This is a genomic window from Ruegeria sp. CDSC068 (assembly GCF_059610545.1).
The window spans coordinates 68,207-80,247 of the sequence record NZ_JBXWNV010000005.1 but is presented as its reverse complement, the minus strand read 5'-3'; the positions used below and the strand labels follow the sequence as shown (position 1 = coordinate 80,247).

General features: G+C 57.6%; 10 protein-coding genes. 4 read left to right on the top strand and 6 right to left on the bottom strand.

What is annotated here, in order from left to right; genetic code table 11:
* Positions 1-41 precede the first annotated feature (41 nt).
* Entirely contained in the window at positions 42-731 is a 690-nt protein-coding gene (aqpZ, locus tag AC2FID_RS11750; RefSeq protein ID WP_108860372.1) for an aquaporin Z, read from the bottom strand.
* 97 nt (positions 732-828) lie between these two features.
* Here aqpZ and AC2FID_RS11745 point away from each other — a divergent pair, with 97 nt between their 5' ends.
* The gene (locus tag AC2FID_RS11745) at positions 829-1,683 is read left to right on the top strand and encodes a hypothetical protein (protein WP_496696761.1); all 855 of its coding nucleotides are present in this window, start codon (positions 829-831) and stop codon (positions 1,681-1,683) included.
* A gap of 82 nt (positions 1,684-1,765) precedes the next feature.
* Here AC2FID_RS11745 and AC2FID_RS11740 read toward each other — a convergent pair whose 3' ends face one another.
* The 5 genes from AC2FID_RS11740 to AC2FID_RS11720 all read right to left on the bottom strand — a co-directional run bounded on the left by AC2FID_RS11740 (position 1,766) and on the right by AC2FID_RS11720 (position 6,049).
* On the bottom strand, positions 1,766-2,575 hold the full coding sequence (locus AC2FID_RS11740) for a M90 family metallopeptidase (protein ID WP_496754395.1): 810 nt from the start codon (positions 2,573-2,575) through the stop codon (positions 1,766-1,768).
* 117 nt (positions 2,576-2,692) lie between these two features.
* Positions 2,693-3,193: a bactofilin family protein gene (locus AC2FID_RS11735; protein WP_058273990.1), complete on the bottom strand. Its 501-nt coding sequence runs from the start codon at positions 3,191-3,193 to the stop codon at positions 2,693-2,695.
* Positions 3,183-4,508 (bottom strand): DUF5930 domain-containing protein, encoded by a 1,326-nt coding sequence (locus AC2FID_RS11730; protein WP_496696758.1) that lies wholly within the window; start codon positions 4,506-4,508, stop codon positions 3,183-3,185. The genes AC2FID_RS11735 and AC2FID_RS11730 overlap by 11 nt, the downstream gene beginning before the upstream one ends.
* Before the next feature lie 178 nt (positions 4,509-4,686).
* Entirely contained in the window at positions 4,687-5,502 is an 816-nt protein-coding gene (locus tag AC2FID_RS11725; protein ID WP_496837190.1) for a ferritin-like domain-containing protein, read from the bottom strand.
* 85 nt (positions 5,503-5,587) lie between these two features.
* Positions 5,588-6,049, bottom strand: a complete 462-nt coding sequence (locus AC2FID_RS11720) for a peroxiredoxin (protein WP_496836939.1) — start codon at positions 6,047-6,049, stop codon at positions 5,588-5,590.
* 68 nt (positions 6,050-6,117) lie between these two features.
* On the opposite strand from AC2FID_RS11720, the gene AC2FID_RS11715 reads away from it, so the two are divergent.
* The 3 genes from AC2FID_RS11715 (at position 6,118) to AC2FID_RS11705 (ending at position 11,980) form a co-directional block, all read left to right on the top strand.
* Complete coding sequence (locus tag AC2FID_RS11715) at positions 6,118-9,501, top strand: YhdP family protein (protein WP_496836937.1); 3,384 nt, start codon at positions 6,118-6,120, stop codon at positions 9,499-9,501.
* Positions 9,502-9,549: 48 nt separating this feature from the next.
* Positions 9,550-10,596: a tRNA preQ1(34) S-adenosylmethionine ribosyltransferase-isomerase QueA gene (gene queA / locus AC2FID_RS11710; RefSeq protein ID WP_496705233.1), complete on the top strand. Its 1,047-nt coding sequence runs from the start codon at positions 9,550-9,552 to the stop codon at positions 10,594-10,596.
* 112 nt (positions 10,597-10,708) lie between these two features.
* Positions 10,709-11,980 (top strand): MFS transporter, encoded by a 1,272-nt coding sequence (locus AC2FID_RS11705; RefSeq protein ID WP_058273985.1) that lies wholly within the window; start codon positions 10,709-10,711, stop codon positions 11,978-11,980.
* Positions 11,981-12,041 lie beyond the last annotated feature (61 nt).

Below are 12,041 nucleotides of genomic sequence, written 5' to 3'. Positions count from 1 at the left end.
TAGGAACAGGAAAGCGGGGGAAATAATCCCCCGCTTGGCCATTAGTCGTCTGTTGTCATCGCCTTCCAGATCAATGCGCCGATTGCGCCACCGATCAGGGGTGCGACCCAGAATAGCCAGAGCTGCCCAAGGGCAGGCGCGTCCGCGAACAAAGCAACCCCTGTGGACCGGGCCGGGTTGACGGATGTGTTGGTCACCGGGATCGAGATCAGGTGGATCAATGTCAATCCAAGTCCGATGGCGATGGGGCCGAACCCGGCAGGAGCGCCGCTGGAAGTGGCCCCCAGGATGATGATGATGAAGAACGCGGTCATGACGATCTCGATCACCAGAGCGGACATCAGTGAATAGCCCTCGGGTGATGCCTCACCATATCCGTTCGAGGCAAACCCACCCACGCCTTCAAAGCCGGGCGCGCCGCTGACGATCAGATACAAGACCGCGGCTGCAGCAATCGCGCCGATAACCTGAGCGATCCAATAGGGGATAAGGTCCTTCGCCGGAAACCGCCCCCCGATCATCAGCCCAAGACTGACTGCGGGGTTGAAATGACCGCCCGAGATATGCCCAACGGCATAGGCCATCGTCAGAACGGTGAGGCCAAAGGCAAAGGCAACGCCAAGCCACCCGATACCTACATCGGCGACCCCAGCGGCCAGAACGGCGCTACCACAGCCGCCAAGCACGAGCCAGAAGGTACCAAAGAATTCAGCCATAAGTTTTGATGACATTAAAAGTCCTCCAGAAAACAATGGGTTTAAGGTTAATTCAAAAAGTTCATTTTGTGAAATTGTAAGAAAGCAGCCTGTACCTGGATTCCTGTTTGGGTTGTATTGGGAAGGGAAAGGACAAATACTCACTCACAATATTAGCATGTGTAGGTTTATAAAGATGCCCAATCGATTGCGTCTGAGAAATTGCGCTCTGCGCTCCGCATTTCTGTATCTTGGTTTCATCAATTCGGCAGGCGCCGAACAAGTGGAACTTCCAAATGGCGCTGATTTCTATCTCGGTGCAGCGTTTCGCAGCATTATGACCTTTTCTCCTGCCGAGATCACAACCGACGACGTTCGGCAGCAGGTTGCTGGGAATTATTTCGCTCTGATGTCGAACGCGGATGGCGTGCTGTCTCAGGCGGACGCAGTGGACTATTTGCGGGTCGTTTCGAACAAGTATTCGTTTTCCATTACCAAAGAGCCAGCGCGATACGATCTGGACCGGGACGGTGTGGTCACGCAGGCAGAACTTGAAGTTTTCTTCTCAAAAGATGCCTGGGGACCGGCCTATCATCTGTATGGTCAAGGGGCGACTTTTGAAGAGGCCACCGTGCGGTTTTGGCAAAAACTTGGTGAGCAAACGGCCCGTATCCGGGGTGTGATGGGAGCGGCTGAAAACGGTAATATTCCCGTCGTCGATCCGAAAGGCGGCTGGACGGGGGCTGAAGAAACGGCCAGGCCGAAGCCCGTCCCTTACTTCGATGACTTTGACATTGACGGTGACGCAGCCGTTACGTTTGAAGAGTTTACTGAACCGCTTTGGGCAGCAGTCGCGGCGTCGGACCTGGACGCGGACGGTCTTTTTTCAGATGATGAAATCAACCGGGTTCGGGAACGCTTTATTCTTGCTAACGAGGCGTTGGAAGGAAATGGGTTCCGTTCAGTGTCAAGCTGGGCGGAGCGTTAAAGACACGCGCTGATCCCTAAGAACGGTCGCAGTGCGCCTCACACAGGATCAATAGATCAATGCTTGTTCCAACTTCCACGAGTTAAGCCCAGCTTACCGGGTCCAGTCGGAACAGTTTGGAAAGCTGGTCATATACCTCGGGTACAGCCGCCTTCAACGCGCGGGGCTGTTCGAAAAAGACCTCGACAGAGACGGCAAAAAACTCCTCGTGCCCGGTCGCGCCATAGGGATCTATGACCGTGTGCCGTCCACTTTCGACAGCGCGTACATGGGAGTCATATGCGGTCAGGAACACGCGTTCCCATTCGGCAAAGCTTTGTCCGTCGCTTAGGATCGGAACACCGTTGGTTCCCCCAGACAGGTCGTCGATTTGGTGGGCGAACTCATGAAGTACGACGTTCTGCCCGTCATGATCATTCAGCGCGCCAAGTTTGCTGTGGGTCCAGGAGAGAATAACCGGTCCCCGGTCCCAGCTTTCACCGGTGCGCACGATCTCTTTCTCGCTGACGACGTATCCTTCCTGTCGGCGCTGCCGAGACTTAAAAGCGTTCGGGTAGATCAGGATTGTTGTCAGGTTTTGATACCAAAGATCGCTGTTCACAATGAGCAAGCAGGCCTGCGCGGCGATGGCCAGTTCCATCTCCTCGGTTACGTCCTGCCCGTCGCAACCAAAGAAACGAACCTGATCCAGAAATAGATTCACCTTGCCGTCCAGTTTGACACGCAGGTCAAGGGGCAGGCGGCGGATCAGAGGCACTTGCTGTTCGATAAGGATGCGTTGGTGGTCTGTCAGGGGCGTGGACAAAAGCTGTTGGCGCGCTCGGGACTTGGACCAGTAGCGATACAGTACGAAACCGGCGATAAGCGCCAAGGCGGTGAAAAAGAACAACATAAAGGTCACTATAAGGACGCGCCGGGCGGTTGGAACCGGAAAACTCGATCGTCCCCGTCAAATGAAAAACGCCGCAGGTTTCCCCGCGGCGTTCGAAACTTTGGACAGTGGTCCGCGTTACTGCTTGACCTCGGCTGCCGGGTTGGCACCCGCCTTGCCGCTGCGGCCCGGGTTCAGGGGGTCGTCCTGACGCTGAACCGATCCTTCGAAATGCGCACCGCTTTCGATCGCGATGGTCTTGTGGATGATGTCGCCTTCGACACGTGCGGACGAGGTCAGGCGAACTTTCAAGCCACGGACACGGCCCACGATGCGGCCGTTTATCACGACGTCATCGGCAGTGACTTCGCCTTTGATGGTGGCGGTCTCACCGATTGTCAGCAGATGCGCACGGATGTCGCCTTCGACAGTGCCTTCGACCTGGATATCGCCCGAGGTCTTCAGGTTGCCCGTGATGTGCAGGTCCGAAGACAGAACCGATGCCGGTGGCTTGGGCTTGGGCGCGGTGCTGGCCTTGTTTTCTGCCGGTGCAGGGGCCGCCGGTGTCGCCGGTGCAGCGGGTTTTGCCGCCTCGGGTGCAGTGGACGAGGGCTCGTTGATTTTGCTCTTAGAAAACATTTCTCGCAGCCTTGATGTAAGTCATTGGGTTAACAGGTTTTCCGTTCACGCGAACTTCATAGTGCAGGTGCGTGCCGGTCGACCGTCCGGTGCTACCCATATCAGCAATATGATCCCCGCGCGAGACCCTTTGACCAACCTTCACGCGTATCTTCGTGTTATGGGCATAAAGTGTCTCAATTCCGAACGCGTGCTTGATTTTTACCAGCCGTCCAAACCCGGACTGCCAACCGGCATGGGTGACCACACCGTCTGCGGTGGCAAAAATGTCGGTGCCATGAGCACCTGCGAAATCAGCGCCGTTATGCATGCGGCGACCACCTGTCTTGGGGTCGCGGCGCGTCCCGTAACCGCTCGTGAATCGCACGACGGAATTGACGGGGCTTGCAAACGGCGCTTTCTCTGCTGCAATTCGATACAGGTTCAACTGATCCATCTGTTGCAACAGAGTATTTGCGCGGATCTCGTCGGGGGTCAGTTCCTCACCGCGCGTGCTAAAAGAAATAGGGGTTAGGGGGCCGCCCATGCCGCTGTAGCCGCGGCGAACTTCTTCGATGATGCGGTCGGTGGGCATGCCGGCCTGACGGAACATCTTGTCCAGTGGTTCGACCGAGATCACCATCGCCTCTTCCAACTGGCGGAAGATCTCGTCGCTGCGTTCCTGCATCAGCCGGATTTCCAACTCAAGATCGTCACGCTGTTCCAGCGCGTCCTTCGCATTGGCGGCAATCTGGTCGCGTTCCTCGGCGGTGCGGGACAGCGCCTCGGTCATAAAGTTCATCTGCTCGGGGTTGGCAACGGCGGCCATGTACATGTCGCCTTCGCCCGCTTCCTGCTCAAGCTTGACCAGCTCTGTCCGAGCTTCTTCGCGCTGTTTCATGGTGGCGCGCAGCGTGGTCTGGATAACCTCAATCCCGGTCTCAAGCTCGCGGCGGCGGTTTTCCGACGCCAGCAGTTCCGACTGCATGGCCGAAATCTGCTCAAGCGCTGCGTTGAACCGGTCCTGAGCTGCCAGAGCCTCTTGCGCGCGCACGTCCCGTTCTGCGGACATGATATTCAGACGTTCCTGATAGGTCGCCTGATCGCGTTTTGCCTGTTCCCGGAAGTTGCCCGACCCGATGCTGTCCATCAGAAGGATCGCGGTCGCAACGGCTGTCCAACCCACGAACAGTGCAACGCCAGCGACGGCGACAACTTGCGTTTCCGAGCTTAGCCGAATGAATCGCGTATCATTGTCTGATTTCAGAAAGACACGGCGTTCGGGAAAATGCCGCTCAAACAATGAATGTAATTTAATTGCCAGACGTGTTCTCACGCGTCTCACCTCTCCATCCCCAAGATCGGGATCGGTCGTGAGTGATAGCCGTCCCTTGGGCGAAGTGCATAAAGCGGCAATTTGTTTTGGGCAAGTTTGTTAACTTACCGACCCTGCGTTACTGGTTTTTGCCGCCGATTCTAGGCGAAAAATTGCCGATACCTTCAACTTAAGCCCGTTATTGCGTCGGTCCCGGCAATGGCAAGTCTTCCGTCAGAGGCCAGTAGAAATCCGGTGGCAGCCCGGCCTCGGCCCGTTTTTCTTCGTTAAACGGGGGCTTCAGGACGCCATGGAAATACTGGCGCACCAATTGGTGAAACACATCCTTGGGATCCGTGTTTTCACGCCCACACAGGAAATGAAACCATTTTGATCCATAAGCCACGTGCCCCACTTCTTCGGCATAGATGACCTCGAGCGCAGCAATTGCTTGCTCGGCCTTGGCCTTGCGGAATATGTCGATCATGCCGGGTGTCACGTCCAGCCCACGCGCCTCAAGCACCATGGGGACAACCGCCAGCCGTCCCATCAGGTCTTCGACAGTGTCTTCGGCCGCGCGCCACATTCCAGCATGCGCGGGTAGGGCGCCATAGTAGCTGCTCATGCTTTCCAGGCAGTCACAGACCATCTCAAAATGCCGCGATTCTTCTTCGGCACATTTGACCCAGTCGTCATAAAACCCGATCGGCATCGGCACGTGGCCAAATCGCGCGATGATATCCCAATGCAGGTCAACGGCGTTCAGCTCGATATGCGCAACTGCGTGAAGCAGGGCAATACGCCCAGCCTCGGTCCCGGGCTTGCGCTTTGGAACCTCACGCGGCGACAGCAGCTCGGGCTTTTCCGGGCGGGCAGGGCTCAGCGGCGGAGTTGCGGTTCCCACCTCAATCTCAGGCGCGTCGCCCTTGCGCGAAGCGAACCAGGCTGCGGCATGGCGCTTGGACAGGGTGGTCTTTTCACGACCATCCGCTGTTGTCAGGACTTCGGTCGCCATCTGAGTCAGTGTTTTGGACACCGCGTTGTCTCCGCTAATTGAGGTGGACGGCTCTTAAACCGGATGGCAGCCATGGTCGAGAGGATTACAGGCTGCGCACCGCCGCAAGCACTTCGTCCACATGGCCGGGGACTTTGACCTTGCGCCAGACCCTGGCGATCTTGCCTTCGCCGTCGATCAGGAAGGTCGCGCGCTGAATTCCCATGGATTTCTTGCCGTACATGTTCTTTTCAACCCAGACGCCATATTCCTCGCAGACCGAAGACCCTTCGTCCGACAACAGCGGGGTCGTCAGGCTGTGCTTGGCGACAAATTTGTCGTGCTTGGCGACGCTGTCCCGCGAGATGCCGAAAACTTGAGCCCCCGCATCTGCAAAGGCCTGAAGTTGTTCCGAGAAACCGATGGATTCCTTGGTGCAGCCCGGCGTATCATCGCGGGGATAGAAAAACAGAACGACGGTACCGCCGCGCAGGTCCGAAAGGGTCACTTCGCCGCCGCCGTCGCGGGGTAATGTGAAATCAGGGGCGATGTCTGTCACGTCGGGCATTGGAAACTCCGCTAAAGGATTTTAAGTGCTGCCCGGCATAATAGGGCGACGCGAGCGGGTTGAAAGACTTGGATAAAAAATTGGCTCAGCACGAAGACGCAAGTGGCGACCGGCCCGAGACGCCTGTCCGCCGCCGGTCACGCCGTCGTATCGCCGCGCGCTGGAGCATTGGAACCCTGTTTTTAATGTGCCTGCTGGTCGGAGCGGGCTGGTTCTTTCTGATCGGAAAACAGCTGCACGCGCCGGAATGGGTCACGCAGAAAGTAGAAGCGCGTCTTGAACGCAGCCTTGGCGGTTTGAAATTCACCTTTGGGGACGCCAGCTTTATCGTCAACGATAAGTGGCGCCCGCGAATCCGATTGACGGATGTGACCATCAGCGATGCAGCGGGTCATCAGATCGCTCAGATATCGGATTTGCGGACACGCCTGTCGATGCGCGAATTGCTGCGCGGTAAGATCAGACCGCGGCGGATCACTATGCTGGGCGCGCAGATTGCTTTGACCCGTGGTGAGGACGGTGCGCTGTCGCTGACAGTGGGGTCGGGCAGTGCCCCGGTGCAAAAGGCCCCGACGCTGGCACAGCTTATCGAGGAATCGGATGATGTGTTCCTGTCCCCGTTTCTGTCAGGATTGCGGGCGGTCGATCTGGAATCGCTGACGCTGGATTATCAGGATCTGCGGCTGGGGCGGGCCTGGGTGTTTGACGGCGGGCATATCTCGATTATCCGGGACGGTGATGAAATGCGGCTGGCGACCGGGTTTTCGGTGCTGACCGGGCGCGACTATGCCAGCACGATCGAGGCAAACTATACCAGTGTTCTTGGTACACCTCAGGCGAGTTTTGGGGTTTCGATCACCGATCTTCCCTCGGAAGACATCGCCACCCAAAGCGTTGCACTGGCGTGGTTGCAGGTGCTCAATGCTCCGATTTCCGGCGCGTTACGGGGCAGTGTAGATGGGCAGGCCGCGCTGGGTCCGCTTTTTGCGACGTTGAACCTGGGCGAGGGTGTCCTGCAGCCCAGACCCGAGACGCGCCCGATCGGGTTCGAATCCGCGCGCGCTTATTTCACCTATGACCCTGCGCGTCATGTTCTGGAATTCAACGAGGCCTCGGTCGTGTCCGATGTGGGGGCCGTGCAGGCCGAAGGCAAAGCCTATTTGAACGGGGTCGAAAACGGTGTTCTTGAAAGCTTGACGTCACAGCTGACCCTGAACAGTATCGATATCTACCCCGGTGGTCTGTTCCCGGAATCGCTGGAAACGGCGCGGGCGGACGTGGATTTTCAACTCAAACTGGCTCCGTTCGAGCTGCAGCTGGGGCAGTTAACGATCACGGATGCCCTGCACGAATTGCACGCAACGGGCAGGTTGATCGGTCAGCCCGACGGCTGGGATGCCGCGTTTGATGCGCAACTGGACAAGATGGGGTCCGAGAACCTGTTGCGATACTGGCCCGAAAGATTGGCGCCGAACCCGCGGAAATGGGTGTCGGAAAACCTGTTCGAAGGTCAGTTTTCGGATGTGGAGTTTTCACTACGCTTGCATCCGGGCAGTAAGCCGGACCTCTATCTGGGCCTTGGGTTCGATGAGGCCAAGATCAGGTTTGCCAAGACCTTGCCGCTGATCCAGGACGGGCGGGGCCGGCTTAGCCTGCTGAAAGATCGCTTTACCGTCACGGCTGAAAAAGGGGTTGTCATCGCCGATCAGGGTGGCGCGGTGGATGCCTCGGGAACCTCGTTCATCATCCCGGATACAACTGCCAAGGGCGGAACACCGGCGATTGCTCGGATCGAGGCGAGCGGCAGCGTCGAGGCCGCCTTATCGCTGCTGGACCGACCACCACTAAGCCTGATGTCCAAAGCCAACTTGCCGGTCGATCTGGCGGCTGGTGACGTAAGCTTGTCAGGCACATTGTCATTGCCGCTGAAAAAGGGGCTGAAGTTTCACGACACCGAATTCCACTACACCGGTGAAATCGACAATGTGCAAAGCGACAAACTTGTGCCTGACTATTCCGTCAGCGCTGATCTTTTGAACCTGTCCGGCAATCAGACGGAGGTGAAGATCGACGGCTACGGCTTATTCGGCCAAGTGCCGATGCAGGTCGCCTGGCGCCAGCCCATTGGCGGAGACGGGCCTCAACGCAGCGAACTGACGGGCCAGATCGAACTGTCGCCGTTGCTGATGAACGAGCTGAAGGTGCCGCTGCCGCCGGGCATGCTGACTGGAAAAGGCACAGCGGATATCACCGTTGGAATCGGCGCGGATGAACCCGTCACACTCTCTGCGACCTCGGACCTCGCCGGGGTCGGAATGGCAATTCCTGAACTTGGCTGGCGCAAAGGGACGGGGGCGACCGGAAAGATGACACTGGACGCCACGCTGGGTGAAAAGCCCAAAGTGGATGATCTGACGCTTGATGTCGCGGGGCTGCGCACTAAAGCCTCGATCTTCTTCCGGGACGGGGGTGCCTTTGACCGGATACGGTTCAGTTCGTTTGATCTGGGCAACTGGCTGGCGGTGCCGGCCGAACTGATCAACACCGGCGGTCCGGTTCCCAATATCGTCGTTCAGGGCGGTGTCATGAATCTGGGTCGCGCAACCTTCGGCGAGGGCGGTGGCGGAGGAGGGTCAGGCCCCGGTCCAAGGATCGATGTTCTGTTGGACCGCCTGCAGGTGACCGAAGACATTGCACTGACCGGGTTCCGGGGCGCGTTTCAAACCACAGGCGGGGTGAACGGCACCTTTACGGCCAATGTTAACGGCGGCACGGCGGTCAGCGGTCAGATGAGCCCGCGCGACAGCGGTAGCGCCGTGAACATAAAGTCGAAGGACGCAGGGGCCGTCCTGCGGTCAGCTGGTGTTATCACCCAGGCGCGTGGCGGCAGTTTGGACTTGCAATTGGAACCGGTCAGCGCGCCGGGGAATTATGATGTGATCCTCAAGATATTAAACACACGCATTACCGACGCACCCGCAATGGCCGCGCTGTTAGACGCGATCAGTCTTGTTGGACTTTTGGACGAGATGACCGGGCAGGGGATCTTTTTCTCGACTATCGATAGCCGCATGCGGATCACCCCGACCGAAATCAAAGTCCTCAGTGGAAGCGCCGTTGGCCCGTCCATCGGCTTGTCCTTTGACGGCACGATTGACACGGTTGCGGGCATGCTAAACCTGCGTGGCGCGATCTCTCCGATCTATCTGGTGAACGCGATCGGAAGTGTTTTCACAAAAAAAGGCGAGGGGGTCATCGGGTTCAACTACAGCCTGACCGGGCCGCTTACGAAGCCAAAGGTTTCCGTAAATCCGCTGTCTGGCCTTGCGCCACTGTTCCTACGCAATTTGCTGCGCGCACCGGCCCCGACTGTATCAGATGGCCCCAACGCGCTGCCGAGAAAGCCGGATGAGCCCAAAAAGACCTTTGGCTCTCCACCACGGGACAATTGACCCGGATGGGCTGTTGCTGATTCCGATGCGGAATTGTATGGCGCGGCTATGAAACTCAGCGATTTTGACTTCCATCTGCCCGAAGACCGGATTGCCACACGTCCCGCCAGCCCGCGCTCATCCGCGCGCCTGCTGGTGGCCGAAGGTGACGCGATCTCGGATGCGCATGTTTTTGATCTACCCGACTGGTTGCAGCCGGGTGACAGATTGGTGCTAAACGACACGCGCGTCATCCCCGCACGTCTGAACGGACGGCGCCATCGCGACAGTGCGCAAGGACCGGTGTCTGCTGCAATCGAGGCGACTTTGCTGGACCCGCAGGCTGATGGCACATGGGCGGCCCTGATCAAACCGCTGAAGAAAGTGAAGCTGGGCGAAGACATTCAGTTCTCGGATCATCTGAGCGCCACGCTGGAGCGGGTTGAGGACGGGCAAGGCTATCTGCGGTTCAATCTGTCGGGCGACGATTTTGATGCTGCGTTGGAACAGGCCGGTGCAATGCCTCTGCCGCCCTACATCGCCGCCAAGCGGCCTGCGGATGAGCAGGACAAGACGGACTATCAGACAATCTGGGCCCGCAATTCCGGTGCAGTTGCCGCCCCGACGGCGTCGCTGCACTTTGATGAGGCGTTGATGCAGGCGCTGGGCGCGCGCGGCGTCGCAGTCACTCATGTCACGCTGCATGTGGGCGCGGGCACCTTTCTGCCGGTCAAGGTCGAGGACGTGACGACCCACAAAATGCACGCCGAATGGGGCAGTGTCAGCGCCGCCGCCGCGCAAGAGATCCGAGAGACCAAAGCCGCAGGGGGCAGGGTCATCCCGGTGGGCACTACCGCGCTGCGTCTGATCGAAAGTGCCAGCCGGCCGGGCCAGATCGAACCATGGGAAGGTGAGACCGATATCTTCATATATCCCGGTTTCGAATTTCATGTGACCGACGCCTTGATGACCAATTTCCACCTGCCGAAATCCACCTTGTTGATGCTGGTGTCGGCCCTGATGGGGCAGGAGCGAATGCGGAAGGTGTACGCGCATGCGATTGAACAGAAATACCGGTTCTTCTCTTACGGGGATGCGTCGCTTTTGATCCCGTAAGGGACGTGTTGTCGGGATCGAATCTTTTCAATGTCGTAGACAAGCATGACCAAAGCCGTTTTTGATTGCAAAACGGTGTCACAGTCTTGGTCGGAATTTTTCGGAGGCCCCAATGATTCAGGTCCTTTCCAGCGCATGGGCGCTATTGCTTGGTATGGGCCTGTTGATGGTCGGAAACGGCCTACAGGGTACGATCCTGGGTGTCCGGGGCGAGATCGAGGGGTTTTCGACCCTTCAGATGTCATTCGTCATGTCGGCCTATTTCGTTGGTTTCCTGGGTGGATCACGCCTTGCACCCGAAATGATCCGACGTGTCGGACATGTGCGGGTCTTCGCGGCACTGGCATCGTTCATTTCTGCCGTGATGATCATGTATCCGTTGATGACCGACCCGGTTATCTGGATTCTGGGCCGTGTCGTGATCGGGTTCTGTTTTTCCGGAGTGTACGTCACTGCGGAAAGCTGGCTCAACAATGCAGCCAGCAACGAGAACCGTGGGCAGGCGCTGTCTCTTTACATGATCTTCCAGATGACAGGCATCATCAGCGCACAAGGTTTGGTTCTTTTGGGCGACCCGGCCGGGTTCGACACCTTTGTAATCGCTTCCATTCTGGTTTCGGTCTCTTTTGCGCCAATTCTCTTGTCGATCTCACCGACACCTGCGTTTGACACAACCAAACCGATGACTCTGCGCGAATTGTTCGGATATTCGCCATTGGGCTGTGTTGGCATGTTTCTTTTGGGTGGCGTTTTCTCTGCACAGTTCGGGATGGCGTCGGTATACGGTGCCCGCGCGGGTCTGACGCTGGTCGAGATTTCGACTTTTATTGCCGCATTCTATATCGGTGCTCTGGTCTTGCAGTATCCATTGGGATGGATGTCCGACCGCATGGATCGCCGTTTCCTGATTATGCTTGTTGCAGGGGTCGGCAGCTGCGCGGCAGTTGTGGGCTTGGTGTTCGGTGTGACATTTCCAATCCTGCTGGGCGCGGCCTTTGTGATCGGCGGTATGTCGAACCCTCTGTATTCACTGCTGATTGCGCACGCGAATGACTTTCTGGAACACGAAGACATGGCCGCAGCGTCAGGGGGTCTTTTGTTCATCAACGGCATGGGGGCCATTGCGGGCCCGTTGATCACCGGTTGGCTCATGGGGGATGCGGTCTTTGGACCTCCGGGCTTTTTCCTTTTCATCGCAATACTGCTGGTCGTTATGGCTGGCTATGCGCTTTACCGTATGACCCAGCGCGCGGCGATCCCGGTCGACGAAACAGGCACCATGTCGCCGCTCTATCCAACGGCGTCTCCGGTTGTGATGGAATTGGCGCAGGAGGTGGCCATTGAGGCCGCAGAAGCCGAGCAGGAAACGCAAGATGTTGCCTAGAACACGAATTTATGTCGCAAGTGTTGCAATAATTTACTGTTACAATTCTGTAAAACACACT